The sequence below is a fragment of the Stappia sp. genome (genome assembly GCF_048268045.1).
Lineage (GTDB): Bacteria > Pseudomonadota > Alphaproteobacteria > Rhizobiales > Stappiaceae > Stappia.
Window position 1 is genome coordinate 249,671 of the sequence record NZ_JBLWWG010000007.1, and the last position, 25,421, is coordinate 275,091.

The following is a 25,421-nucleotide window of genomic DNA, read 5'->3' on the forward strand; positions in this document are numbered from 1 at the left end:
GGTCAGTCCTCGGCCTCCGCCAGGTCGTCCGTGTCCTCGGTCTCCAGGTCGTCCGGCGCGTCGTCCTTGTCGATGTCCGCCTCGTCGTCAGGCGCCGCGATCTCGATGTGGCGCACGTCCAGCTTGCCGGTGACGACATCGGCAATCAGCCGCTCGCGGTATTCGCGGATGAGGGTGATTTCGCGACCTGTGCGCTCCAAGACAGCATTTAAGTCCGTGAACTCGTTTCTGAAGTGTTGTGCGATTTCGACTTGTTCCCCCGGCGGCGGCAGAGGCGCGTAGAGATTCGCAATATCGTCAACTGCGAGACCCGGTTGCGCCGCTGACTCGGAATACTGGTTCAGGTCCATGACCCGCAACAATTCCACGAACCAATCGAGATCGTGAGGGGGCTCGAGTGTCGTCACAATCGCATGCTCAGAAGCCCAGAGGGTTCCCGACACGCGGTGGACGTTTCCACAAAGGGCGCCTTGTCTCCCGATCAGCGCGAACGTTCCGTCATGTGTGAAACGGTCGGTGTATCCGCGCAGTCCGTTTCCCCCGTAGACCGGATAGGTTCCAGTTTCGTCGATGCTCTCCGCAGTAATAGAATCCCCGCTCTTCATGCGGGAAAACCGTTTGAGTTTCAGAATCTTCCAATGCGCCGGAACCTCGGGCATCCAGTCGATGCCGGTGGGCTTCTTCGGGGCGGTGGGGTTCAGGCCGCGGGTGACGGCGCGGTTGATGATCGCCTGCTTCTGCTCGTTCAACAGGCCGATCAGCCGCCGCTTGTTGCGGATCAGGCGGGCCGTCAGACGGCCATGGGCATCAAGGAAATCCGCGATCCGCGCCTGCTCCCCGGTCGGAGGGAAGGCAGACGGCATCTGCTTGAACTCGCCCCAATAGAGCCGGTTGCGGTCCGAGACGATGCCGCGTGAAAACTTGTTCACCTCGCGCATATAGGCGGGCGTGCGGAACAGATAGGTGTAGTAGCGCGGATCGACCTCGGGGAACGGCCGCGCGACGACATAGGCGGGGCTGATCAGGCCGTCCTCCGGCGCGACACCCACCGCGCCCTGCCACATGCGCATCATGTTGTAGGCGATGTCGCCCCGGACAGCGCGCTTGTACTTGCTGCGGTCCGCCATCTGCTGTTTCCGGGCGCCGTTCTCCATGTCACGGACCCGCACGCCCGTGCGCAGCGAAACCTCCAGGATCGGCAGATCCTCGAAGCCGGTCTCGACGCGCTCGGCAAACAGGCGGCCGTTGCGGCGCACGTCCCAATGGGACGGGATCGCGCCGAGCCAGGGCAACCCGCTGTCGCGATAGGAGGCATAGGGGGCAAGCCCCCCGCGTTCCGCCGACGGTGCCACGGTAAGCGCGCGCGCCGTCATGCGCCCCGGCCTCCGACCAGCACGTCCTCCAGCAGGCCCTCCGTCTCCTGCTCCAGCGCGCGGATATCCGCCTCGATCTGGTCGAGCTCTCGCAGCGGCTGCGGCTTGTAGAAATGCCGCGTGAAGCTGATCTCGTAGCCGATCACCGTCTTCGAGGCGTCGATCCATGCGTCGGGCGCATGGGGCAGCACCTCGCGCCGGACGAAGGCCTCGATCCCGCCGTCCTCAAGGAACGGCACCTGTTCGGTGTCCCGCAGCTCCGAATCCGGCTCGTATTCCACCACCACCTGCTTGCCGTCGATGGTGGTGCGATAGCTGCCGTGAAGCGCGTCGTGGTCGATGTCCGCGCCGGCCTTCGGCTTCGTGACTTTCCGGATGACCGGCGCGGCTTCCGCCGCCTTCACCCCCAACGCCGACATCAACAGCTTCTGGCGCTTGGCGGTCATCCGGATGCCAAGCCCGGCGGCCGCCGCCTCGACCTGCGCGGCGAAGCGGTTGAAGTCGAGATGCGGGCCGGCGCCCGCATGTTCGGCGACCGCCTCGACAGCGCGCGCCAGATCGGCCTCGCCCACATCGGCGCAGGACTTGCGGAAGCGGCGCAGCGCGACGTCCGACAGTTCGACCTTCAGGCGCAACGGGCGTTCGATGGTGGCCTTCCAGTAGCCGAACGCCGCGTTGGGGAAAATTTTCGACGTCTCGTCCTCACGGCCCTGCATGAAGGCGTCGGTGATCCGGCGAAGATCGTCGGGCCCCAGTTCACAGTTCTTCTTGCCCAGGTTCTTGCGCAATGGCCTGAACCAGGACGTGGCGTCGATGAGTTGCACCTTGCCGCGGCGGTGTTCCGCCTTGCGGTTGCTCAGCACCCAGATGTAGGTCGCAATCCCGGTATTGTAGAAGATGTTCAGCGGCAGGGCGACGATGGCCTCCAGCCAGTCATTCTCGATCACCCAGCGCCGAACGTTGCTCTCGCCCGATCCGGCGTCGCCGGTGAAAAGCGACGATCCGTTGTGGACTTCGGCGATGCGGCTGCCGAGGGGCGAGGCCGTCTTCATCTTGCTGAGCATGTTGGCCAGAAACACCATCTGGCCGTCGCTGGAGCGGGTTATCAGGCTGAATTCCGGGTCGCCGCCATGTTCGATCAGGAAGCGAGGATCGCGAATGTCCTTCTTCCCGCCCATGCGTTCGAGGTCGGTCTTCCACGATTTGCCGTAGGGCGGGTTCGACAGCATGAAGTCGAACTCGTGGGACGGGAAAGCGTCCGACGAGAGCGTGGAGCCGAATTTCATGTTCTCGGCTTCGAGCCCTTCGCCCTTCAGGATCAAGTCGGCCTTGCTGATGGCGAAGGTCTCGGGGTTGACCTCTTGGCCATAGAGATGGACCGAGACCTCCTTGCCGTGCTCGGTCGCGAGCCTGGTGAACGTCTCTTCCGCCACGGTCAGCATGCCGCCGGTACCACATGCCCCGTCATAGACGAGATAGGTGCCCGACTGGATGTCGTCGGCGATCGGCATGAAGATGAGATGGGACATGAGCTCCACCACGTCGCGCGGGGTGAAGTGCTCGCCGGCTTCCTCGTTGTTCTCTTCGTTGAAGCGCCGGATCAGCTCCTCGAAGATCGTACCCATGGAGTGGTTGTCGAGGCCCGGCAGGCGCACGGTGCCATCGGCATGCAGCACAGGCTTCGGGCTGAGGTTGACCGATGGATCGAGGAATTTCTCGAGCAGGAAACCGAGCGCGTCAGCTTCGACCAGGGTCGGTATCTGATTGCGGAACTTGAACTTGTCCAGCACCTCCTGGACGTTCGGTGAGAAGCCATCGAGGTAAGCTTCGAAATCCGCCTTCAACTGCTGGCGCCGCGCGCGGGATGTGAGGTCGCGCAGGCGGAACTGCGAGGTGTTGTAGAACGCTTCTCCAGAGGCTTGGCATAACGCGGCGTGCTGATTGGCAACGCCAGCCTTGTCGAGCTGCGTCTTCATTGCGAGCACGGCGTCCTTGGTCGGCTCCAGCACCGCATCAAGACGCCGAATCACCGTCATCGGCAGAATGACATCCCGATACTTTCCCCGGACATAGACGTCGCGCAGGATATCGTCGGCGATGTTCCAGATGAAATTGCTGATGTTCAGTTCACTCAATGCCCGCCCCCGGAATTATCTTGCGCAGCCTGCTTCTGCTGATCGATCCATGCGTCCAGATCGGCCCTCTTGAAGCGCCACGAGCCTGCAACCTTGAAGCCGGGCAGTTCACCCCTCTTGGCCAGGCGGTAGACCGTCTTTTCATCGACGTTCAGGTAGCCAGCGACGTCGCGAACAGTCATCGCGGGTTCGGGCTGCATAACCATCCCTGTCCTCTCGAAGATTTCGGGGATCCTAGCAGGGTAAGCCGGGGCAAGCCAGTCCATCAGTGCCCATTCTGGTCACTGCTTGTTATCAAGGGCCCCTTGCGCTTGCCACTCCAATGGGAACGGCTCTATCAACCGCGCCAGCGTCACCTCCGGCCCCTGCCGCCCGTCGAGAATGGCCTCCACGATGTCTGGCGCAAGCAGCGTCAGTCGTAGAAGCCGGGTGACGTACGACACCGCGATTCCTTCACGCTCAGCCAATTCAGCGATGGTGGTGACCTCACCCGACTCGAGCATCCGCTTCCATCGGAAGGCCCGGGCCAGCGCCTTGACGAGGGCATTGTCGGGGCGGCGCTGAGTCGGGACGTCTGCAGGCAGCTGCATCTCCTTCCGTCCGCCGCGCTTGATGATGCGGAATGGAACGTGGATGGTGACGGTGTCGGGGATCGGCGTGGCGCGGGTCATGCGGCAGCTCCAATGTCGGTGGTGATTTCGCGCGCCAGTGTCGCCAGCCCGTCCATGCGCAGGCGGACGTTCAGCCCTTCGGTGCCGATCTCGACCCGCTCGACCAGCAGCCCGACGATGCGCGCCTGCTCGGCCGGGAAGAGTTCGTCCCAAAGGGGATCGAGCCGGGTCTGCGCCTCGCGGGCGTCGGTCTCGGTGATCTCGCCATCCTCCGCCCGCGCCGCCTTCCATGTCCCCGCCACGATCTCCGGCTGGCGGAACACGGCGCGTAGCTGGTCGACGACGGCGGCCTCGATCTCGCCCGCGGGCACGCGGCCGATGGAGCACGCCCCGGCGCCATGCTTCAGCACCGTCTGGCTGACGTAGTAACGGTACAGCCGCCCGCCCTTGCGGGTGTGCGTCGGCGAGAAGGCTGCGCCGTCGGGACCGTAGAGCAGCCCCTTCAGCAGCGCGGGCGTGGCGGCACGGGTGCGGGCAGCGCGCTTGCGGGGGCTTTCGGTCAGGATGGTGTGGACGCGATCCCACGTTTCCTGATCGATGATGGCGTCGTGCTCGCCGGGATAGCTGTCGCCCTTGTGGACCGCCTCACCGATGTAGGCGCGGTTGCTGAGCATCCGGTAGATGTATTTCTTGTCGATCCGATTGCCGCGCGGGGTGCGGAGGCCGCGCGTGCCGACCTCCCGCGCCAGTTCCGTGCAGGAGCCGATCTCGAGGAAGCGGGCGAAGAGCCAGCGCACATGCGTGGCGGCTTCTTCGTCGACAACCAGCTTCCGGTTCTCGACGCGGTAGCCGTAGGGCGGCACCCCGCCCATCCACATGCCCTTCTTCCGGCTGGCGGCGACCTTGTCGCGGATGCGTTCGGCCGTCACCTCCCGCTCGAACTGCGCGAACGAGAGCAGGATGTTCAGCGTCAGCCGGCCCATGGAGGTGGTGGTGTTGAAGGATTGCGTCACCGAGACGAAGGTAACTCCGTTCCTGTCGAACACCTCGACCAGCTTCGCGAAGTCGGCGAGTGAGCGGCTGAGCCGGTCGATCTTGTAGACCACGACCACATCGACCAGCCCGTCCTCGATGTCCTCCAGCAGCCGCTTCAGGCCTGGCCGGTCCAGCGTGCCGCCCGAGATCCCCCCGTCGTCATACTGATCGCGGACCAGCACCAAGCCTTCAGATCGCTGACTGGCGATATACGCCTCGCAGGCCTCGCGCTGGGCGTGGAGCGAATTGAACTCCTGCTCCAACCCTTCCTCGGAAGATTTCCGGGTGTAGACGGCACACCTCAGCTTGCGGACGACCTTCGATCTAGCCGGCGGCTTCGTCATGTCCGCCCCCTGTGGTTCTTCAGCCCGAAGAAGGTCCACCCGTTCCAACGCGTGCCGGTGATCGCGCGCGCGATGGCCGACAGCGACTTGTACGGCCGCCCCTGCCATTCGAAGCCATCGGCGGTGACGGTGACGATCTGCTCGACGCCCTGCCATTCTCGCAGCAGCCGCGTGCCAATGATCGGGCGGTCGCGGTCGGCGCGGATCCTGCGTTTCGTCGTGTCGCCGCCGTCCAGTTCCTCGCCCAGCCGCTCCAAGCGCCGGATCGTTTCGGGCTTCAGCCCGCCGTAGGCGAGTTCCTGGATGCGGTAAGCCAGGCGGGACTCGAGGTAGCGGCGGTTGAATGGTGGCGGCTCGCTGTCGAACAGGTCGCGCCACTGTTGCTTCAGGTCGGGTGTCGGCGTGCTCTTGAGCGCGGCCAGGCGCGCGGGGATGGGATCGGGCTTGTTCATGCATTTCTCCGGCGAGTTGGAGTTGCATGACGGCATCGGTCGGGCGGATAGTGTAGGCAACGTTCTCCAGTATCGTCAGATACTTCGCCCGTCTCCCGCATCCGCAACCGAAGCAGCCCGAGTGCCAGCAGGCCGCACAGCTCGGCGCGGCGCTCGGCGGCGGTCATCTGGTCGGGCGGGAGCGGATTGGGTCGTTTCATGTCTTGGTAGCCGTGATCGGTGGTGCTGTTACCGATCAAAAGCCACCCGGCCGCCCGGGACGGGACATCTCAGAAGAACGGAATGCAGAAATGCGAACAGGGAGAGAACATCAGGGGTTGCCGATCACGGATATGTCCATGATTATCGTGGGTTGAATCAATCGAGAGCAGTTGTTCATTGAGGTGAGTTCATGGCGCGGAGGAAGAGCGAATTCGGACCGAACCTCGGGAGTATCCTTCAGGGCGCCCCAGCTGCGCTGGTCCGGCAGTTTCTCGCCAGCTTCAAACGGCCCGACGACACTCTTCTCGCTCCGCCGGAAATCATTGATGGCACGACCGATGATCAAGGCAAGGCCGCGCTGAGTGCGTACCTGCGTTCGGAGGACAAGGAAATCATCGGGCTACTTGAGGGCATCGCTGGCGCTCTGCTCGACATGGGCCAGGACAAGGGAGCGACCTCACTCGACACGGTTGCGGGGCAACGGCTGCAGAATGTCGACTACGACCATTATGAGTCCCAGCCTGACCTGCTGTGCAAGAGCATCTGGATGCGCACGGTCTTCCCGATGCACTTTCACGACGCCCAGAGCTTCTATGCCGCGCGGCGCTATCGAGAACGGCGGACGTACTACACATGCTGCGAGGTGGACTTCGACCACGATTCTGTTGCCGACGCAGAGGGAATCCCTGACGAGAAGCTCTGTGACGCTGTTCAGGAAGCTCTGGGACTGAAGGGCAAGGTCACCGCGTCCGTCCTCGAATTGCCCGAGACCGCCAACTACCCGCCGTCCTTCATGGTCGCCCTGCGCCATCCCGGGCCCCTGTCAAGTATCGACAATCATCGCGAGGAAGGGGGCTGGACCGTCCACTACTACAGGCCATCACACGAGGCTGTCCTGATCTACACGCCCAAGCTGAAGAAAATCGAGGTCGCATCAGCCAGCGGCGAGGTTCGCGAAAAAACCTCGAAAGTCTTCGCGGAGGTCGTTCTAGGGCGCCCGCCTTCGGCCAAGCCGCTGACCCGCCGAGAGTTTAACCTCGAACGCTTCAGGTCCTCCTTCGATCTGGATCGCCCGGATTTCGACGATGTCGAGATCACGCTGGCGGCGGTAGTCGAGGCCGAGGTGCGCCTCGGCTCGTGGGGCCGGCGGCTGAACATCAAGGTGACCATAGAAGACACGATGGAGGACGTTGTCCGGAAATACGTCGCCAATTCAGCCACCCTGATCCGGAGTTTCGGCTTCACAAAAATCGCCATCGCAATTGGTTACACCCGTCGATCAGACGGCAAGAAGGGAACCTTCCGGGTCTCGATCTCGAATGGCAGCAGTTCGGACGTGCAGAGCATGCGCGATCCGTTCCTTCGGGACCTTGGGTTCCGACTGCTCGAACACTGGGGTCTTACGCAGAACCTGCGGACGCTCACCGATCAGGAACGGGCGCAGTGGTTCGGCTTTCTTCTGTCGCTGTACGACCTGCCCGGCGACACTGTTGCAGGTGCATTCTTCAACTCCGCGGGCGTCGATCCAGCCCGCTTGGTGAGTGCGAGATTGATTGCCCGCAAAGGGCGGCAGGTGATTGGGCTCGCCGAGGATGACGATGAGGTTGTCGAAGTTGAGCAGGAAACGGGTCCGGAGCCGGGGACGGTTCGACAAACCGGTTCCTTTGGGGAGGCGGACGGATTGCGTCTCGACACCAATGCGATCGAGTACGGGATCGATCGAGCATGGCTCGCCGAAACCATCCACCAGGCGATAGCTGGCTCTCTCGGTATCAGGAACATCGAAACCATCAACGAGTTCCTCGTCTCGCTTGGGCCGATTGCACTGGGTGAGCGAAAGGTCCCGCTTTACCTGGCGCGCCGCCTTGCCGATCTGAAAGCCCGCGAGAATGTCGAGAATGCGCTTCGGTCGCGACATACGGCGGGTCCTGGTCTCGTACTCGCCGTGTCCAATGATCCACCACGATTCCTCGGGCCGAACGTCGTGATCGCGCTACGCGACCTGTTGCTTCAGGACGGAAGCCTCGGCGATCTGGACCAGGAGGAAATGGCTCGGCGATTCGAGGCGAACCGAACGCTGGCGTCCTCCGCGCAAGTCGCCCAAGTTGTACGACACACGCCTCGCTCTGCGACGCTCATCATCCCGGGTCTCGATCCGCTAACGCTTGACGGCGCGGGCCAGATCCAACTCTTCGAAAGCCTTGTTGAAGCGGCGACCGATGGCACAGGCCAGCGGCTGACCAAGGTCCTGATGGACGGGATGGGGTCTGACAATCCCAGACAGCTGTTCTCTTCCGGCGCATGGGCGAAGGCGCATCCGACTTACATCCGGCACGGCTCGAGCAATCGCTATTGGCGTCTCGGCGAGGCGACCGACACCGCGTGATCTAGAGTTCATCTAGGGTTTCGGGCGGGACGGTCTAACAAACCGCTGATTATTGGAAGGGCTCCACATCAGAGGAGCACTTTCATGCCGACTCCCTTCCCCTCGCGCCAGGCAGCCCAGACGAGCTGGTCCGGCGCCGCGAAGACCAAGCCCACCACCTCAAACTCGGAATGGCGCTGCACGCGCTGTGAGAAGCTGCTCGGCGTCTGCCGGGACGGCCGCATGCACCTGCGCTTCGCGCGGGGGCACGAGTATCTCGTGGGCTTTCCGGTTCAGGCCACCTGCCGGGGCTGCGCCACGCTGAATAACGCAACGGCACCCGCGCGCTGACGCGCGCATTCACCCAACCCCCTGAAATCGCAGAGACGCGCGACGTCCTGACCTGGCCACGAGAAGGCGCCGGACGCCTGGCCGCAAGGCAGGCGTCCGATGTCCTTCGCGTGGCACGAGATCCGTGATCACCTCATGCAATCTTCCTCCAATCTTCACTTCCAGCGCAGTTTCGACGCCATCCGGCGCACGCAGGCCGCCCTTGCAGCGTTCCGGGATCCGGCGGCCCTGCTGGACGGGCTGCACCGCACCCCCGGCGATCAGGGCCAGAAGAACCTGATCCTCGCCGCTCTCGTGAGGGCAGCGCAGGGCGACGGGCCCGCGTCCGACAGCGCCCTGACAATGCTGTTGCTGGCGCTCTGGCCCGGCCTCGACGCCATCCGGCGCCGGTCGCTCTGGCGCAGGCTCGGCACCGCTGACGAGGTCGCGTCCGACGTGCTGGCGCGCACTACCGAGGCGGTCCGCGGCCTCGACCTCGGGCGCGTCAACTGGATCGCGGCCACGGTGCTCCGCAACGTCGAGCGCGACATGATCCGCGTGCGCCAGCGCGACACGGCGCGCGAACATCTCGCCAGCGGCGCCGACCCCGACGAGGTGGCGGACAGCGGCGACAGCGGAATCGGCGCGGATGGGTACGCCCGGCTGAACGGCGCCGTGCGGAAGCTGCTCGGCGACGACGCCGTGCTGGTGATCCGCGTGGCGATCGAGGGTTTTTCCCAAGCCGAGGCGGGAGCTGACCTGGGGCTGACCGAGGCCGCCGCCCGCAAGCGGTACCAGCGCGCGATGCGCCGGCTGCACGACGCCCTCGAGGAAATCCCCTGAACCGATGTCCCGATCCGGTCCCGCCGGTGGCTTTTTCCATTCGAGCGCCCCGAGCGCCTTCCCTCAAACCGAAAGCAGACACGCATGAACCGCACTGCCGATCTGTCGCTCGAGGATTTCAGGCGTCTTCCGGGGCTCTATCGCCGCTGGGAGCTGACCGAGGTCTGCGAGCCCAACCGCAACTATCAGATCGAGGACGCCGGCGCCCATGCCGACGGGACGCCGCTGCTGGCGATCTACGTCGCCGAGCCCGCGCCCGACGTCCGCGAGGCCGCGTGATGCGCCTCCTCGATCACATCATCTCACGGAGAACCGCCATGCCGGACCAGTCGGACGCCATCACCCGTCTTCGCAAGGTGAACTACGCCCTCGAAGATCTCCCCGAAACCATCTCCCTCCCGCAGCGTCCCGGAGACGAACCGCGCGAGCCGCTGCCGGTCGTCGAGGCGACCGTCGACGAGATCGCCTTCGCGATCGTGGAAGCGGAGCGCGAGAGCACGGCCGCCTACCGCCGCGCCGACGCGCTGAAGCGCCTCTACAAGCTCGCCCGCGAGGCGGGGTGCATCGGCGCAGATCGCGCCGCCACGGCGGTGATGAAGAAGGAGGGCCAGTGATGGCCCTTCCCATCATCGGCGCCGATGAGCGGCTCGCGCAACGCAAGGGCATCAAGGGCGTCATCTTCGGGCGGTCCGGCATCGGCAAGACCAGCCTGCTCTGGACGCTGAACGCCTCGACCACGCTCTTCCTCGATCTCGAGGCTGGGGATCTGGCGGTCGAGGGGCTGGAGATCGACACGCTCCGGCCCCGCACCTGGAAGGAATGTCGCGACTTCGCGGTGTTCATCGGCGGGCCGAACCCGGCGCTGCGCGAGGACCAGCCCTACAGCCAGGCGCATTTCGACGAGGTCTGCGGCCGCTACGGCGATCCCACGGTGATCGGGAAATACGAGACCGTCTTCATCGACTCGATCACCGTCGCGGGACGGCTCTGCTTCCAGTGGTGCCGTGGGCAGCCCGAAGCGTTCTCCGAGAAGACCGGCAAGCCCGACATCCGCGGCGCCTACGGGCTGCATGGCCGTGAGATGATCGGCTGGCTGACCCACCTGCAGCACACGCGCGGCAAGCACGTCTGGTTCGTCGGCATCCTTGACGAGCGGCTCGACGACTTCAACCGCAAGGTCTTCCAGCCGCAGATCGACGGCTCGAAGACCGGGCTCGAGCTGCCGGGGATCGTCGATCAGGTCATCACCATGGCCGACATCCCGGACCAGGGCGGCCAGCCGCAGCGCGCCTTCGTCTGCCAGACGCTGAACCCCTGGGGTTATCCGGCCAAGGACCGTTCCGGCCGCCTCGACAGGGTCGAGGCCCCGCATCTCGGCCGGCTGATGGAGAAGATCCAGCGTCCCGCGGCGCCAGCCTCCGAACGCCTGACATGGCCGCCGGTGACCCCGGCCGATCCCGCGCCCGCGCAGGAGCCCGGCCATGGCTGAGCGCCTCTCGCCACGCCCGGTGTCCCGATCCGGTCGCTGGGGTGGCTTTTCCCCTCTGACGCCACTGCGCGTCCCATCCTCCAACTGAAAGGAGCCGCGCAATGTCCGGACCCTGGAACGACTTCAACTCCGCCCAATCCAACACCAACGTCATCCCGAAGGGCACGCTCGCCAAGGTGCGGGCCTCACTGCGCCCCGGCGGCTACGACGACCCCTCGCAAGGCTGGACCGGCGGCTGGGCGCGCCGCGCCGCCACCGGCGCCGTCTATCTCGACGTCGAATACACGGTGCTCGAAGGGCCCTATGCCCGGCGCAAAATCTGGTCGCTGATCGGCCTCTACAGCCCCAAGGGTCCAGACTGGGCCAACATGGGGCGCGGCCTGATCCGCGGCATCCTCAACTCGGCGCGCGGCGTGTCGGACAAGGACAACTCGCCGGAGGCGCAGGCCCGCCGCCGCATCAACGGGTTCGGCGATCTCGACGGCGTCGAATTCATCGCCCGCATCGACATCGGCACCGACACCAACGGCGAGGACAAGAACGAGATCCGCAATGCCGTCACGCCCGACCATCGCGACTACGCCGCGCTGATGGGCACGGTCGCGCCGCAGTCCTCTGCTGCCCCGGCGCAGGGCCACGCCCCGCAGCAGCCCACCACGTCCACCCAGCCCAGCCAGCCCGCGTCCGCCCCCGGCGCCGCCGGTCGGCCGAGCTGGGCGCAGTAAGGGGAGACCGGCCATGCGCCTGCGCCCCCGCCAGAAGACCTTCGTCGAGCGCAGCGTGGCTGCGCTCGCTTCCCGCGGCAACACGCTGGGCGTGGCGCCCACTGGCGCGGGCAAGACCATCATGCTCTCGGCGGTCACCGGCGAGATGATCGGCGCCATGTCAAAGAATTCGGGGGCCAAGGCCTGCGTGCTGGCCCATCGCGACGAGCTGACGGCGCAGAACCGCGCCAAGTTTCAGCGCGTGGTGCCAGGCGTCGCTACCTCTGTCATCGACGCAACGGAGAAGTCCTGGGGCGGTCAGGTCGCCTTCGCCATGGTGCCGACGCTGGCGCGCGCCTCGAACCTCGCCGACATGCCGCGCCTCGACCTGCTGGTCGTCGACGAGGCGCACCATGCCGTCGCCGACAGCTACCGCCGCATCATTGACCGGGTGCGCGAGGCCAATCCCGACGCCCGGATCTTCGGGGTCACGGCGACGCCGAACCGGGGCGACAGGAAGGGCCTGCGCGAGGTTTTCGACAACGTCGCCGATCAGGTGCGGCTGGGCGAATTGATCGCCTCGGGCCACCTGGTGCCGCCGCGCACCTTCGTCATCGATGTCGGTGTCCAGGACGAATTGCGGTCCGTCCGCAAGACCATGTCGGATTTCGACATGGCGGAGGTGGCGGGCATCATGGACCGCGCGCCCGTCACCGACGAGGTGATCCGCCACTGGAAGGAAAAGGCGGGCGACCGGCAGACCGTGGTGTTCTGCTCCACCGTCGCGCATGCCGAACACGTCACCGACGCCTTCAGGGCGGCGGGCGTTTCCGCCGCGCTGATCCATGGCGATCTGGCGGCCGAAACGCGCAAGGCAATCCTCGCCGACTACGCCGCGGGCGACATCCGCGTCGTGGTCAACGTGGCGGTTCTGACCGAGGGCTGGGACCATCCGCCCACCTCCTGCGTCGTGCTGCTGCGGCCCAGCTCCTACAAGTCCACGATGATCCAGATGGTCGGGCGCGGGCTGCGCACCGTCGACCCCGAGGAACACCCAGGCATCGTGAAAACCGATTGCGTCGTGCTGGACTTCGGCACCTCCAGCCTGATCCACGGCACGCTGGAACAGGACGTCGATCTCGACGGCAAGACCGAGATCGGCGAGGCGCCGACGAAGACCTGTCCTGCCTGCGAGGCGGAGATCCCGCTGGCCGCCACCGAATGCCCGCTCTGCGGCGAGGCGTTCCCGCGCGAGGATCTGGATGCGGGCGAAGGCGGGGACGCCGCGCCGCTCTCGGGCTTCATGATGACCGAGATCGACCTGCTGAAGCGCTCCAGCTTCGCGTGGGTCGACCTCTACGGCACGGACGACGCGCTGATGGCCACGGGCTTCGCAGCCTGGGGCGGCATCTTCTGGCTGGACGGGGTCTGGTACGCCATCGGCGGCGCGAAGGGCGAACGCCCCCACCTGTTGGGCGTCGGCGAGCGCACCGTCTGCCTCGCGCAGGCCGACGACTGGCTGAACACGCACGAGACCGACGAGAGCGCCTTCAAGACCCGCTCCTGGCTGCGCCAGCCGCCGACCGAGAAGCAGCTGCAGTACCTGCCGCCCGAGTGCCGCCACGACTTCGGCCTGACGCGCTACCGCGCCTCCGCGCTGATGACCTTCGGCTTCAACAAGCGCGCCATCCGCCAGCTGATCGACACGGCGGCCTCTCCCGAACGGAGGGCGGCATGACCCATGGCACCCTCAACCCCCATCACGGCCGAGGACCGGCGGCGACTCTGGCATCCGCGTGGGACGCTTTGTGCTGTCTGCCGGCAACCCACCCGTGGTTTTGGCTGGTTCGATCCGCACCGGTCGAAGCGGCCCCGGCCATCGGTCTGGTTCTGCTCGATGCCCTGCCAGTCCTTCTGGACGCGCTTCGCGCGGGAGCGTTTCGCCATGGTTGACCTGACCGAGGAGGAGCGCGCCGCGATCACCGCCACCATGAAGCGCGTCGCACTGCTGATGGACGAGATCGGCTGGACTACACCGCTCGCCGATCTGACCGAGGCGCAGGTGCGCGCGCTGATCGAGGAGGCCGTCGAGGGCTTCCGCGAGGCCATGTCCGACATCGCCCGGGCGCAGACGCCGGAGGTGCCGTTTTGACCCTCGATTACAATCACCGGCCGACTTTCGCAGAGCGGGTCAATGCCGCCGTTGACCGGGCGCTCACCGCCGATCAGGCGACGCGGCCGCCCCGCGACTATCTCGGCGGATCGCGCCTCGGCCATGCCTGCGAGAGGGCGCTGCAGTTCGAGTTCACTGCGACGCCGAAGGACGAGGGCCAGGACTTCAGCGGTCAGTCGCTGCGCATCTTCGCCATCGGCCATGCGCTCGAGGATCTGGCCGTGGCCTGGCTGCGCTGCGCGGGCATCGACCTCTACACCCGCAAGGGCAACCGGCCAGATGGCGGCCAGTTCGGCTTCTCCGTCGCGGGCGGACGCATCCGCGGTCATGTCGACGGCATCATCGCCGCAGGCCCCGAGGGCTTCGGTCTGGCCGTTCCCGCCCTCTGGGAATGCAAGACGATGAACGCGAAGAACTGGCGCGCCTGCGTCAAGGACGGCGTGACCAAGTCGAAGCCGGTCTACGCCGCCCAGATCGCGCTCTACCAGGCCTACATGGAAGGGACCGTCCCCGGCATCTCGGCCGCGCCCGCGCTCTTCACCGCGATCAACAAGGACACGGCTGAGATGCACCACGAACTGGTGCCCTTCGATGCCGATCTCGCGCAGCGCATGTCCGACCGGGGCGTGCGGATCCTGCAGGCGACCGACGCAGGCGAGCTTCTGCCGCGCGTCGCCACCACGCCCGACTTCTTCGAATGCCGCTTCTGCCCGTGGTCCGAGCGCTGCTGGGGGCTGCCGACATGAGCGACGACGGCATCCTGCACTTCAACCCGTGGATGGACTTCAACGACGGGCCGCCGTCCGAGAACCCCTTCGGCTGCGACCCCGACCCCGAGCAGATCGCCCTCTTCCTCGACACCGTGTTCAGCTGGTGCGAGGGGCTGATCCCGCTCCGCGGCTTCGTCGACAAGGGTCAGGGCCGGGACGGCAAGCCGCACAACATCTGGATCCCGGCCGACGACACTGCGCCCGAGAAACTCGCAACCTTCGCCGGATGGGCGAACCGCGAAGGTGCCGCCGTCTACGTCATTCCCGGCACGGTCGAGGAACAGGGCCAGGCCCGCGCCGCCGATGTGCTGCAGATGCAGGCCATCGTCGTCGATCTCGACGCAGGCGACATCCCGGCCAAGCTGGACCATGTCACCCGCCACCTCGGCACGCCCACGCTCATCATCGAAAGCGGCGGGCGCACGCCCGAGGGTGCTGCGAAGCTGCATGTCTGGTGGCGGCTCACCGAGCCCGCCGAGGGCGATGACCTGGCAACCCTCTGCCGCCTGCGCGGCGAGATTGCCGTTAAGGTCGGCGGCGACACGCATTTCCGCTCGGCGCACCAGCCGATCCGGGTGCCTGGCACGGTCTATCACAAGCACGGTCATCAACGCCTCGTGCAGATCCGCGAACATCGAGACGTCGAGGTGGACCTGGCGGATTTCGCCGAGAAGGTCGCTGAGATGCCGCCGCTGCCCGGTGTGGGCTTCGCCAGCGACGTTGCCGCGCCGACCGCGAAGCCCGGCATCGACGCGGTGCTCACCACGCCGGTGCGCGAAGGCGCGGTCGACGACTGGTCCCGTTTCCAGGGGGCCAGCGCCGCCATCGGCCATTACGTGCGCCTGGTGCACGAGGGCCGCCTCGACCCCTTCGCAGGCTGGGAGGCGATCTGCGGTTACAACGCCGCCATGCTGCGCCCGTCCTGGCCGCTCGATCGGCTGATGGCCGAGTCCGAACGCCTCTGGGCGCTGCATGTGAAGCGCAACGGCCCGCCGCTCCTGCGCGCAGCCCATGCCGATGCCCCGACCATCCCGTTGCCGACTTTCAGCCTCGGCGCTCTGCTCGACGACACCAGCCCGATGCCCGAGGACATCATCGGTCCCCGCGTACTGACCCCGGGCGGGCTCCTGGTGCTGGGCGGTGCGCCCAAGGTCGGCAAGAGCGACTTCCTGATCTGCTGGCTCGTGCACATGGCCGCTGGCGTGCCGTTCCTCGGCTTCACGCCGCCGCGGCCGCTGCGCGTGTTCTACCTGCAGGCCGAGATCCAGTATCACTACCTGCGCGAGCGCATGCAGCAGATCGCTCTGCCCGCCGCCGTGATCGCCGCCGCGCGCGACACCTTCATCGCCACGCCGAAGCTGAAGCTGCTGCTCGACGCGGAGGGCGTCGCCCGCGTTGCCGAGGCGATCCGGGCCGCATTCTCCGACGCGTCGCCCGACATCATCGTCATCGACCCGATCCGCAATCTCTTCGACGGCGGACCTGAGGGGGGCGGCGAGAACGACAACACCGCCATGATGTTCTTCCTGAAGGACCGGGTGGAGCTTCTCCGCGAGGCGGTCAATCCGGACGCGGGCGTCATCCTCGCTCACCACACCCGCAAGGCCAGCAAGCACCAGGTCAAGGACGATCCTTTCCTTGCCCTCTCCGGCGCCAGCGCGCTGCGGGGCTTCTACACCTCGGGACTGCTCATGCATCGGCCAGACGAGGACAGTTCCGTCCGCAGGCTGGAAATCGAGCTGCGAAACGGCCCCGCGCTGCCGGGCAAGCTGATCGACAAGGTGAAGGGCGAATGGGTCGAGCTGAACCCGCTGAACGAGCGCCTGGTGCGCAAGGAGGTCGGGGCCAAACTCGATGCCGAGCGGCTGCGCAAGCACGACGTCATCCTCGGCATGCTGCTGGATGAGGCGGCGGGCGAGCGCCTCTACACCGCCATGCAGTTCGCCGAGACCTTCGAGAACCGGAGCGGTCTGGGAAGCAAGCACACGATCCGCGAGCGCCTCAGCGTGCTGGCGACCAAGGGCTTCGTGAAGTTCCTGCGCGACCCCTCGGGGTTCGGCTTCCCCGTCACCCGGTCCCGGTTCGGCTACCTCTGCGTCGAGGGCATGCAGTTCGGCGCGCCCGTCGAGGAGGTCGATCCGGACACCGGCGAGGTCACCGCAACCGCCCGCCAGGTCCTGCCCAGCCACTTCAAATGCCCCCAATCCGGGCTCTGCCTGCAGGTCGAAAACCCCGCCGTCTGGGTCTACCCGGAGGGGCTCGAGGACGACCTAACTCATATGAGTGAGGCCTGACTCATATGACAGCGCCAAATGTGCACTCAACGAAATCAACGGGTTACGGGCAAACAAGAGTTAGCTCCCTGACTCATGCCCGAAGACTTCATGAAGTCTTATTCCGCAACGATTTCAGCCACTTGAACGCCTCGGAACAGTTAGGTGTCAAACCCCCATACTACGTATGGGAGGGCTACCCCACAGGGTTGGCCACTCCTCCCATACGTCCGGGTCAGCCGCGCGCGCCGCCGTGACGGTGTGTTGTGCTTTCCGATCCGACGACGCCGGCCCCGTACCGCCAAGCACCAGACCGCCGTCGTCTTCCACCACCACAGGCCACCGGCAAAGGAGACCCATCATGGCTCAGCCGACTCTGATCCCGAATTGCGACGGCGCAAGGTTTGAATCGCTGCCGCTCGACACACCCCGCAACCGCTGCATCCTCGCGCTCGACCTCGGCACCTCGACCGGCTGGGCGATCCGCGGCCATGACGGCCTGATTACCAGCGGAACCGTCTCGCTGCGCCCGCGCCGCTTCGATGGTGGCGGCATGCGCTACCTGCGCTTCATCAACTGGCTGACCGAGATCGACCGGCTGTCCGGGCCCGTCGCCGCCATCTGGTTCGAGGAAGTCCGCCGCCACGCAGGCACCGACGCGAGCCACATCTACGGCGGGCTCATGGCCACGCTGACCGCATGGGCGGAACTGCGCGGCGTGCCCTACGAGGGCGTGCCGGTCGGCACGATCAAGCGCCACGCCACCAGCAAGGGCAACGCCGACAAGGCCGCCATGGTCGCCGCCGTCCGCGCCCGCGGCTTCAGCCCGGCCGACGACAACGAGGCCGACGCCATCGCGATCCTGCTCTGGGCGATCGAGACGAAGGGAGGTGTCGCATGAGATGGCATCCCCACGGTTACGGCGGTCGCCGCCGGGATCCCGAGCAGGTCAAGCGCGAGGGCTGGCACGAACAGGGCGTCCTCGCGGTCTCCGCCGATGACGACCGCCTCACCTGGCCCGAGCGTGAACTGGTCCGCCAGCTTGGCGAGAAGCTCTACGGCCCGCGCCAGTCCGACAGGGAGGCGCGCCATGGCTGATCGCGAATGGACCGCCGAGTGCGTCGCCGATCATTTCGAGGAGGCGTTCCGCACCCTGCGCAAGCTGCCGCCGGTGAAGGCTCAGGGCTACTTCAACACCTGGCCCGACATCGTGCGGACGAGCCGCGAGATCGCGGCGATGGAGCCGCAGCCGATGCGGGTCTGGCCCTCGGCCGCCGCGATCACCCGGCTCGAGCAGACCTTCGACTGGGTGCTCTGGATCGAGGAGGCGGAGCGCAAGCTGGTCTGGTCGCGAGCGGCCCGTGTGCCGTGGAAGCAGATCAGCGGGGAACTCGGCTGCGACCGCACGACGGCGTGGCGGCGCTGGCAGCTGGCGCTGACCAAGATCGCTGCGCGCCTGAATGCGCAGTGACTCCAATGTGTTGCAACACTTTTTCCTTCGACATCTGCAACAGATCCATGTTATTCCGAAGGCAAGATGGGGAGAGTGCGCTGGAAGGCTCGCTCTCCCCTTTGCGTTGATGGGGGCTTCTGGACCCCGGCATCCAGCGAGGGTCCGGCCGGGGTCCAGCCCACGGCAGTTTCCGGTTCCTTCCTGGCGATATTCGTATGCTGGCGGGCGAAGCGCGGGACATCGCCAGCGACAGGGCCGGATTTTTGGGAAGCCACCCGGAAACCGGAGCCACGCGCGCGCCGCGCAAACACCAATGAACGCTGGCCTTCCGACCGGACACCGCTGGTGCCCGCTGGACCCCGCTTGGAGTCCAGCCCGGCATCCGGAGTCCGGAAGCCACCGGCATCCACCCGACCGAGGAATCTTGCCCACCATGACGCTGAGCTTCGCCCCGGACGCGATCGAGACGTGGCCGCTGTCGCGCCTCCAGCCCTACGCGAAGAACGCGAAGGCGCATGGCGCGGATCAGGTCGCGAAGATCGCCGCCAGCATGGCCGAGTTCGGCTGGACCGTGCCCTGCCTCGTCGGCGAGGACGGCGAACTGATAGCAGGCCACGGGCGCGTGCTGGCCGCGACGCAGCTCGGGCTGACCGAGGCGCCGGTGATCGTGCTCGGGCACCTGACCGAAGCGCAGCGCCGGGCGTACCGGATTGCGGACAACAAGCTGACGGAACTCGGCACCTGGGACGAGGCGCTGCTGTCGGCGGAACTGAACGACCTGCTGGCCGAAGACTTCGACCTGTCGCTGGTCGGGTTTTCCGATGGCGAACTCGACAAGCTGCTGGCCTTCGATCTCGACGGTGGCGGCGAGGAAGAGGGCGCCGGGGGCTCCGTGCCGCCGGTGACCATCCCCGAACCCCCACGCAATCCGGCGTCGCGGACGGGCGATCTCTGGATCCTCGGCGATCACCGGCTGCTCTGCGGCGACAGCACCAGCGCGGCCGATGTGCGCCGCCTGATGAACGGTGAGCGCGCGATCCTTTTCGCGACCGATCCACCGTATCTCGTCGACTACGACGGCTCGAACCATCCGACCCGCAACAAGGACTGGTCGGCGTCCTACGGCACGACTTGGGACGACAGTTCGCAGGGCGCGGAACTCTATGACGGGTTCATCGCTGCAGCCGTGGCGGAAGCCATCGCCGAGGATGCTGCCTGGTACTGCTGGCACGCCTCGCGCCGCCAGGCGATGCTGGAAGCCTGCTGGGAGAAGGCAGGCGCCTTTGTGCATCAGCAAATCATCTGGGTGAAAGACCGGGGCGTCCTGACCCGGTCGCATTACCTCTGGAAGCACGAGCCCTGTTTCATGGGCTGGCGTCGCCCGAACCGCCCGCCGAAGGTGGCCGAGGAAACGCTGCCATCGACATGGGCGCTTCCCAGCTTCGCCAAGGATGACCGGCCTGACCATCCGACGCCGAAGCCGCTCGACGCCTTCGGGATCCCGATGCGCCAGCATGTGGCGCGGGGCGGCCTCTGCTATGAGCCGTTCTCCGGCTCCGGGTCGCAGATCATGGCGGGCGAGGCCAATGGCCGCCGCGTCTTCGCAATGGAGATCAGCGCGGCGTATGTCGATGTCGCCGTGGAGCGTTGGCAGGCCGAAACCGACAAGGACGCGATCCTCGACGGCGACGGCCGGACCTTCGCGCAGGTGAAGGCGGAGCGGCTGGGCGACGTCACCGATACGCCGGACACGGACGCCGAACCCGAACCCGCGCGAAAGCGCCAGACCGCCGCGTGACATGCATGACCTGGCTCTACCTTCCTCCGGAGACGCTTCCGGAGCCGGAGACGCATGTCTGTTCGGCCTCTCCCTCTGCTCCGGCGCGGGCGGTATCGACCTCGGGCTCACCATCGCCATCCCCGGATATCGTGCTGTGGGCCATGTCGAACGGGAAACCTTCGCCGCAGCCACTCTCGTGGCGCGGATGGAAGACGCGTCCCTGGATCAGGCTGTTGTCTGGGACGATGTTGCAACTTTCGACGGCCGCCCGTGGCGCGGCGCGGTGGACATCGTCACTGCGGGCTATCCGTGCCAGCCGTTCTCCGTCGCGGGCAAACGCCGGGGCGCCGACGACCCGCGCCACCTCTGGCCGCATGTCGCCCGCATCATCGGCGAGGTCGAACCGCCCTTCGTCTTCCTCGAGAATGTCGCCCATCATCTCCGCCTCGGCTTCCCCGAAGTCGCCGCAGGACTGGTCGGCATGGGCTACCGCCTTGCGGCAGGCCTCTTCACGGCGGCGGAAGTCGGCGCGCCCCACAAGCGCGAGCGGCTCTTCATCCTCGCCATCCGCGAAGGGGACGAGCTGGCCGACCCCGCGCGCCTGCTCTGGCACCCGGTCGAGTGGCGGGAACCGGACGGAACTGCTGCGGCTCTGGCCGACGCCAAGGGCCAGCGCCAACGAGAACAGGCAGACAATACCGACGCCGTCGCAGAAAGCGGGCCAGCACGGCATGAACCTGGCGACCACGGCTGCGATGTGGCCCACGCCGCAGACCGACAGTTTCCGCAGCCGGGGCGGCGAACGACGAGACGAGAAGGGTCTGGACCGCATGGCGCGGGACTGGCCGACGCCGATGGCGAACGACGGCTGCAAGCCGAGCGCGGGCAACCGCAAGACGGCCGATCTGACCCATGCGGTGGGATTGTGGATGACGCCGACGGCGCGGGATCACAAGGACGGGGCGACGACACTCGCGAACACGCCGGTGAACGGCCTGCTTGGCCGCCAGGTCCTGGTGACGCCGATGGCTGGGAGCGATACCTCCGAGCCGCGCCGGACCTTGAACCCGCTGTTCGTCGAGGCACTGATGGGTTGGCCCACCGGGTGGACCGGCTTCGCCTCTGTGGCAACGGCGTGGTCCCCTTGGTTGCGGCGCATGCGCTGCGAACTCTCGCGGCTGAACTGCTGGCCGATGGATGAGGCAGCGGCATGAAGCAGACCCGCCTCATGTCGCTGGTCGAGTCCGTCGCCAACGTGATCGTCGGCTACGGCGTCGCGGTCGTGACGCAGATCCTGATCTTCCCGATCTTCGGGCTGCACACGACGCTGGCGCAGAACCTGAAGATGGGCGCCATTTTCACCGTCGTCTCGATCGCCCGTTCCTTCGCCTTGCGGCGGGTGTTCGAGGCGATCCGGATGCGGAGCGCCAAATGATCGACCGCCGCCCCGTAGGGACGGCGGTCATCAGCTTGTCGGGGTCCGGCGCGTCAGGCGGCGGGGAGTTTGTACACGCGCCCCCGATCCTCGACCTTCTCCGAGGTCACCTCGAGCCCGAGCTTCTTCTTCAGCGCCCCCGCCATCGCGCCGCGCACCGTGTGCGACTGCCAGCCCGTCGCGGCCATGATCTCCTCGATGGTCGCGCCGTCCGGTGCGCGCAGCATGGCGATCAGCGTGGCCTGCTTGGTGCCCTCGCGCGGTGTGCGCGTCTTGGGCGCGGTTTCGGCTACGGTGGGGGTGTCCGGCGCGGCCTCCTCGGTAGGCGCGTCCGTCGCGCCCGCAGGCGCGGGGTTCGCGTCCTCGGTCTCGATCCCGATGGCGGCAAGGCCCGCGTCGGTGGCAACCAGCGTGACGCCGTGGCCGTCTCCGGTCTCGCGCCACATAAGCTCGCCCTTGCGCGTGTCGGCGTCGACCTCCTGCAGGAAGTTCTTCGCGAGCATCGCGCCGACCACCTTGGCAGCGGCGCCGCCGCGCAGGCTCTCGGGCAGCGGCAGTGCGATGCGGTCCTCGCGCTGTGCGGCGGCGCTGAGGATGATGGCTTGGGTGTCAGAAAGCTTGGTCATGGGATCGTCTCCGTATTCGGGCCCGCGTCATGCGGCGCCTCCTACGACCCCGAGCCGCGCAGGGCGCGCGGCGGGAGTTCCGGCAGTGCCGGAGATCAGCGGGCGTGCTCGCCCTTGCCGAAGGCGCTGTCGGTGATGCGCTTCAGGAGGCTGGCGTAGTGTTCGAGGGTGCCGACATGGCCCCAGTTGATCTCGTCGGGGTGGGCGTTGAAGTGGTCGTCGCTCAGCGTCTGCAGCCGGGCGAGCATCTCGTCGATCTCGGCCTTCTTGCCGATGAAGGCCGCGAGCGCGGCTTCCTTATTCCGGCGCGCCTTCTCGGCGCGGAGTTCGTGGCGCGGGGTGGTGATCGGGTTCAGGCGCGTGGTCATCGTGATGGCTCCTTGGTGAGTTGCATCGTCCTTCTGAACGGACGTTCGCTCCGGTCGCGCTGCTTATCAACTCGATAAGAACATGATTTCGATAGATAATCGGAGCCGTCGATGCAGGGCATGAGCGAGCGCCAGTACGCCGCGCATGTCGGGCTGTCGCGGGGCGCGATCCAGAAGGCCAAGGCCGCCGAGCGGCTGGTCCTCTATCCCGACGGCAGCATCAACGCGGCCGCCAGCGACGCCAGACGTGCCGAGACGACCGACCCGTCCAAGACCCGCAAGCCGCCCACGCCGAAGCTGAAGCCCGTCCCCGAGGCGGCCGTGGCCGCTGTTGGCGACACGCTGCGTGAACAGGGGCTGGCAGTCCCGGCCGTCGGCGGCGGCACGACCTTCCTGCAGGCGAAGACCGCGAACGAGGTGCTGAAAGCGCAGGAGCGGCGCATCCGGCTCCAGAAGCTGAAGGGGGAGTTGATCGAGCGGGCCCGCGCGCTGGCGCTGGTGTTCCGGCTGGCGCGGGAGGAACGGGACGCGTGGGTGAACTGGCCTGCACGCGCGGCGGCGCTGATGGCGGCCGAACTGTCAGCCTCGTGCGCCGACGTGACCGGCCAGCAGATCACCGTGGAGCCAGCCGCGATGCAGAAGGTCCTGGAGAAACATGTACGCGCCCACCTCGACGAACTCGCCGAGGTCCGGCCCGACTTCCGGTGACGATGATGGCCTGATCGACTTCGACGGCGCGGGCGAGATCCTCCGCGCCTGGGGCAACGGGTTGCGGCCCGACCCGGACCTGACCGTTTCGGAATGGGCGGACCGGCACCGGATGCTCTCGGGGCGGGCTTCAGCCGAACCGGGGCGGTATCGCACCGTGCGCACGCCCTACATGCGCGAGATCATGGACCGGCTGTCGCCGGGGGATCCCACGCAGCGGATCGTGTTCATGAAGGCGGCGCAGGTCGGCGCGACCGAGGCGGGCAACAACTGGATCGGGTTCGCGATCCACCAGGCGCCGGGTCCGATGCTGGCGGTCCAGCCGACCGTGGAACTGGCCAAGCGCAACTCGCGCCAGCGCATCGACCCGCTGATCGATGAAAGCCCAGAGCTGCGGGAGCGGGTGAAGCCCGCGCGATCCCGCGATGCGGGCAACACGATGCTCTCGAAGGAGTTCGCGGGCGGCATCCTGATCATGACGGGCGCGAACTCGGCGGTCGGGCTTCGGTCCACCCCGGCGCGCTACATCTTCCTCGACGAGGTCGACGCCTATCCCGCCTCGGCCGACGAGGAAGGCGATCCGGTCACGCTCGCCGAGGCGCGCTCCCTGACCTTCGCCCACCGGCGCAAGGTGCTGCTGGTCTCGACGCCCACGATCCGGGGGCTGTCGCGCATCGAGCGCGAGTACGAGGCCAGCGACCAGCGTCGGTTCTTCGTGCCGTGCCCACAATGCGGCCACGCACAATGGCTGAAGTTCGACCGGCTGCGCTGGCAAAAGGGCCGCCCGGAGACGGCCGAGTATCACTGCGAGGGCTGCGACGCGGCAATCGCGGAACACCACAAGACGGCGATGCTGGAGGGCGGCGAATGGCGGGCGACCGCCACGGCCGCCGATCCGACCACGGTCGGGTATCACCTTTCGGCGCTCTATTCGCCGATCGGCTGGCTGAGCTGGGAGCGGATCGTGCGGTCATGGGAAGCAGCCCAAGGGTCGGACGAGGCGATCAAGGCGTTCCGCAACACGATCCTCGGCGAGACATGGGTCGAGACCGGGGAAGCGCCCGACTGGCAGCGGCTCTACGACCGGCGCGAACGCTGGAAATCCGGCACGGTGCCAGCAGGCGGGTTGTTCCTGACAGCCGGAGCCGACGTGCAGAAGGACCGGATCGAGGTCGATGTCTGGGCCTGGGGTCGCGGCTTGGAAAGCTGGCTCGTCGATCACGTCGTCATCGAGGGCGGGCCCGACCGGCACGACGCCTGGTCGGAGCTGACCGCGCTGCTGGACAGGTCCTGGCCGCATGAACGCCGCGCGCATCTCAGGATCGCGCGGCTCGCCATCGACACCGGCTACGAGGCCCCGGCGGTCTATTCCTGGTCGCGGGCGCAAGGCTTCGCGCAGGTGTCGCCGGTCAAGGGCGTCGAGGGGTTCAACCGCTCGAGCCCGGTGTCGGGGCCGACCTTTGTCGACGCGACCGAGGGCGGCAAACGCCTGCGGCGCGGGGCGCGGCTCTGGACCGTGGCGGTCTCGACCTTCAAGGCCGAAACCTACCGCTTCCTGCGGCTGGCACGCCCGACCGAGGAGGAGATGGCCGACGGGGCGGCGTTCCCGCCCGGCTCGGTGCACCTGCCGCACTGGGTCGAGAACGAATGGCTGAAGCAGTTCGTGGCCGAGCAGCTGGTGACGGTGCGCACCAAGCGCGGCTTCGCCCGGCTGGAATGGCAGAAGCTGCGCGAGCGCAACGAGGCGCTGGATTGCCGGGTCTACGCCCGCGCAGCCGCCTGGATCGCGGGCGCGGACCGCTGGCCCGACGAGAAATGGCGCGACCTCGAGGATCAGCTCGGGGCCGCCCCCACCGACACCGATCCCGCCGGGCAGATCAACCGGCCGGGACAGGCCCCGCAGGGCAAGCGCCGCTCCGACTGGCTCGGGCGGCGGGAGGGATGGTTCTGAAC

At 66.8% G+C, this 25,421-nt stretch carries 27 protein-coding genes and 1 pseudogene; 20 read left to right on the forward strand and 8 right to left on the reverse strand.

Annotated features, from left to right (window positions below; all coding sequences use genetic code 11):
- Nucleotides 1-2 precede the first annotated feature (2 nt).
- Genes ACN0WF_RS13490 through ACN0WF_RS13515 form a run of 6 tightly spaced genes read right to left on the reverse strand, consistent with a single transcriptional unit; the run spans nucleotide 3 to nucleotide 5,950 of the window.
- Entirely contained in the window at nucleotides 3-1,373 is a 1,371-nt protein-coding gene (locus ACN0WF_RS13490; RefSeq protein ID WP_272857889.1) for a restriction endonuclease subunit S, read from the reverse strand.
- Nucleotides 1,370-3,508, reverse strand: a complete 2,139-nt coding sequence (locus tag ACN0WF_RS13495; RefSeq protein ID WP_272857888.1) for a type I restriction-modification system subunit M — start codon at nucleotides 3,506-3,508, stop codon at nucleotides 1,370-1,372. The genes ACN0WF_RS13490 and ACN0WF_RS13495 overlap by 4 nt, the downstream gene beginning before the upstream one ends.
- Nucleotides 3,505-3,774, reverse strand: a complete 270-nt coding sequence (locus tag ACN0WF_RS13500) for a helix-turn-helix domain-containing protein (RefSeq protein WP_263566754.1) — start codon at nucleotides 3,772-3,774, stop codon at nucleotides 3,505-3,507. Before ACN0WF_RS13500 ends, ACN0WF_RS13495 begins: the two co-directional genes overlap by 4 nt.
- A 15-nt stretch (nucleotides 3,775-3,789) precedes the next feature.
- The gene (locus tag ACN0WF_RS13505; RefSeq protein WP_263566753.1) at nucleotides 3,790-4,179 is read right to left on the reverse strand and encodes a hypothetical protein; all 390 of its coding nucleotides are present in this window, start codon (nucleotides 4,177-4,179) and stop codon (nucleotides 3,790-3,792) included.
- Nucleotides 4,176-5,498 carry a recombinase family protein gene (locus ACN0WF_RS13510; RefSeq protein ID WP_417773337.1) on the reverse strand — a complete coding sequence of 441 codons (1,323 nt, stop codon included), beginning with the start codon at nucleotides 5,496-5,498 and terminating at the stop codon, nucleotides 4,176-4,178. Before ACN0WF_RS13510 ends, ACN0WF_RS13505 begins: the two co-directional genes overlap by 4 nt.
- A complete protein-coding gene (locus ACN0WF_RS13515) occupies nucleotides 5,495-5,950 on the reverse strand; it encodes a DUF2924 domain-containing protein (protein ID WP_272857886.1) in 456 nt (151 codons plus the stop codon). The genes ACN0WF_RS13510 and ACN0WF_RS13515 overlap by 4 nt, the downstream gene beginning before the upstream one ends.
- Nucleotides 5,951-6,341: 391 nt before the next feature.
- Between ACN0WF_RS13515 and ACN0WF_RS13520 the strand changes: the two genes are divergently transcribed.
- The 18 genes and pseudogenes from ACN0WF_RS13520 to ACN0WF_RS13605 all read left to right on the forward strand — a co-directional run bounded on the left by ACN0WF_RS13520 (nucleotide 6,342) and on the right by ACN0WF_RS13605 (nucleotide 21,766).
- The gene (locus tag ACN0WF_RS13520) at nucleotides 6,342-8,537 is read left to right on the forward strand and encodes a hypothetical protein (RefSeq protein ID WP_123644160.1); all 2,196 of its coding nucleotides are present in this window, start codon (nucleotides 6,342-6,344) and stop codon (nucleotides 8,535-8,537) included.
- A gap of 84 nt (nucleotides 8,538-8,621) precedes the next feature.
- Nucleotides 8,622-8,867: a hypothetical protein gene (locus ACN0WF_RS13525; protein WP_123644161.1), complete on the forward strand. Its 246-nt coding sequence runs from the start codon at nucleotides 8,622-8,624 to the stop codon at nucleotides 8,865-8,867.
- Nucleotides 8,868-8,966: 99 nt separating this feature from the next.
- Nucleotides 8,967-9,689 (forward strand): RNA polymerase sigma factor, encoded by a 723-nt coding sequence (locus ACN0WF_RS13530; protein ID WP_123644162.1) that lies wholly within the window; start codon nucleotides 8,967-8,969, stop codon nucleotides 9,687-9,689.
- Between the two features lie 84 nt (nucleotides 9,690-9,773).
- Nucleotides 9,774-9,968 (forward strand): hypothetical protein, encoded by a 195-nt coding sequence (locus tag ACN0WF_RS13535; protein ID WP_018303655.1) that lies wholly within the window; start codon nucleotides 9,774-9,776, stop codon nucleotides 9,966-9,968.
- 38 nt (nucleotides 9,969-10,006) lie between these two features.
- Nucleotides 10,007-10,303 carry a hypothetical protein gene (locus tag ACN0WF_RS13540; protein ID WP_123644163.1) on the forward strand — a complete coding sequence of 99 codons (297 nt, stop codon included), beginning with the start codon at nucleotides 10,007-10,009 and terminating at the stop codon, nucleotides 10,301-10,303.
- Nucleotides 10,303-11,178: an ATP-binding protein gene (locus ACN0WF_RS13545; RefSeq protein WP_272857884.1), complete on the forward strand. Its 876-nt coding sequence runs from the start codon at nucleotides 10,303-10,305 to the stop codon at nucleotides 11,176-11,178. Before ACN0WF_RS13540 ends, ACN0WF_RS13545 begins: the two co-directional genes overlap by 1 nt.
- 101 nt (nucleotides 11,179-11,279) lie before the next feature.
- On the forward strand, nucleotides 11,280-11,903 hold the full coding sequence (locus ACN0WF_RS13550) for a hypothetical protein (RefSeq protein WP_123644165.1): 624 nt from the start codon (nucleotides 11,280-11,282) through the stop codon (nucleotides 11,901-11,903).
- Nucleotides 11,904-11,916: 13 nt separating this feature from the next.
- Nucleotides 11,917-13,620, forward strand: coding sequence for a DEAD/DEAH box helicase (locus ACN0WF_RS13555; protein WP_417773338.1), 1,704 nt, complete (start codon nucleotides 11,917-11,919; stop codon nucleotides 13,618-13,620).
- A 207-nt stretch (nucleotides 13,621-13,827) separates the two neighbouring features.
- Nucleotides 13,828-14,034, forward strand: a complete 207-nt coding sequence (locus ACN0WF_RS13560; RefSeq protein ID WP_123644183.1) for a DUF6511 domain-containing protein — start codon at nucleotides 13,828-13,830, stop codon at nucleotides 14,032-14,034.
- Nucleotides 14,031-14,801 carry a hypothetical protein gene (locus ACN0WF_RS13565; RefSeq protein ID WP_417773339.1) on the forward strand — a complete coding sequence of 257 codons (771 nt, stop codon included), beginning with the start codon at nucleotides 14,031-14,033 and terminating at the stop codon, nucleotides 14,799-14,801. Before ACN0WF_RS13560 ends, ACN0WF_RS13565 begins: the two co-directional genes overlap by 4 nt.
- On the forward strand, nucleotides 14,798-17,119 hold the full coding sequence (locus ACN0WF_RS13570) for an AAA family ATPase (protein ID WP_417773340.1): 2,322 nt from the start codon (nucleotides 14,798-14,800) through the stop codon (nucleotides 17,117-17,119). Before ACN0WF_RS13565 ends, ACN0WF_RS13570 begins: the two co-directional genes overlap by 4 nt.
- Before the next feature lie 340 nt (nucleotides 17,120-17,459).
- Nucleotides 17,460-17,999, forward strand: a complete 540-nt coding sequence (locus ACN0WF_RS13575; RefSeq protein WP_417773341.1) for a hypothetical protein — start codon at nucleotides 17,460-17,462, stop codon at nucleotides 17,997-17,999.
- The gene (locus ACN0WF_RS13580; protein ID WP_417773342.1) at nucleotides 17,996-18,196 is read left to right on the forward strand and encodes a hypothetical protein; all 201 of its coding nucleotides are present in this window, start codon (nucleotides 17,996-17,998) and stop codon (nucleotides 18,194-18,196) included. Before ACN0WF_RS13575 ends, ACN0WF_RS13580 begins: the two co-directional genes overlap by 4 nt.
- A complete protein-coding gene (locus ACN0WF_RS13585) occupies nucleotides 18,189-18,569 on the forward strand; it encodes a DUF6362 family protein (RefSeq protein ID WP_100929097.1) in 381 nt (126 codons plus the stop codon). The genes ACN0WF_RS13580 and ACN0WF_RS13585 overlap by 8 nt, the downstream gene beginning before the upstream one ends.
- Nucleotides 18,570-18,984: 415 nt before the next feature.
- Entirely contained in the window at nucleotides 18,985-20,349 is a 1,365-nt protein-coding gene (locus ACN0WF_RS13590) for a site-specific DNA-methyltransferase (RefSeq protein ID WP_093359550.1), read from the forward strand.
- A 1-nt stretch (nucleotide 20,350) separates the two neighbouring features.
- Nucleotides 20,351-20,860 (forward strand): annotated as a pseudogene (locus tag ACN0WF_RS13595) (DNA cytosine methyltransferase); the annotation flags it as partial.
- A gap of 202 nt (nucleotides 20,861-21,062) precedes the next feature.
- Nucleotides 21,063-21,545 (forward strand): hypothetical protein, encoded by a 483-nt coding sequence (locus tag ACN0WF_RS13600; RefSeq protein WP_177208252.1) that lies wholly within the window; start codon nucleotides 21,063-21,065, stop codon nucleotides 21,543-21,545.
- The gene (locus tag ACN0WF_RS13605; protein WP_028720220.1) at nucleotides 21,542-21,766 is read left to right on the forward strand and encodes a DUF7220 family protein; all 225 of its coding nucleotides are present in this window, start codon (nucleotides 21,542-21,544) and stop codon (nucleotides 21,764-21,766) included. The genes ACN0WF_RS13600 and ACN0WF_RS13605 overlap by 4 nt, the downstream gene beginning before the upstream one ends.
- Nucleotides 21,767-21,819: 53 nt before the next feature.
- On the opposite strand, the gene ACN0WF_RS13610 is transcribed toward ACN0WF_RS13605, so the two are convergent.
- Both ACN0WF_RS13610 and ACN0WF_RS13615 read right to left on the reverse strand, forming a co-directional pair.
- Nucleotides 21,820-22,392: a DUF3489 domain-containing protein gene (locus ACN0WF_RS13610; protein WP_028720221.1), complete on the reverse strand. Its 573-nt coding sequence runs from the start codon at nucleotides 22,390-22,392 to the stop codon at nucleotides 21,820-21,822.
- A 95-nt stretch (nucleotides 22,393-22,487) separates the two neighbouring features.
- Nucleotides 22,488-22,760 (reverse strand): hypothetical protein, encoded by a 273-nt coding sequence (locus ACN0WF_RS13615; protein ID WP_417773343.1) that lies wholly within the window; start codon nucleotides 22,758-22,760, stop codon nucleotides 22,488-22,490.
- Between the two features lie 111 nt (nucleotides 22,761-22,871).
- Here ACN0WF_RS13615 and ACN0WF_RS13620 point away from each other — a divergent pair, with 111 nt between their 5' ends.
- Nucleotides 22,872-23,468 carry a hypothetical protein gene (locus tag ACN0WF_RS13620; RefSeq protein WP_028720223.1) on the forward strand — a complete coding sequence of 199 codons (597 nt, stop codon included), beginning with the start codon at nucleotides 22,872-22,874 and terminating at the stop codon, nucleotides 23,466-23,468.
- Nucleotides 23,416-25,419, forward strand: coding sequence for a phage terminase large subunit family protein (locus ACN0WF_RS13625; RefSeq protein WP_083548831.1), 2,004 nt, complete (start codon nucleotides 23,416-23,418; stop codon nucleotides 25,417-25,419). Before ACN0WF_RS13620 ends, ACN0WF_RS13625 begins: the two co-directional genes overlap by 53 nt.
- Nucleotides 25,420-25,421: the final 2 nt, after the last annotated feature.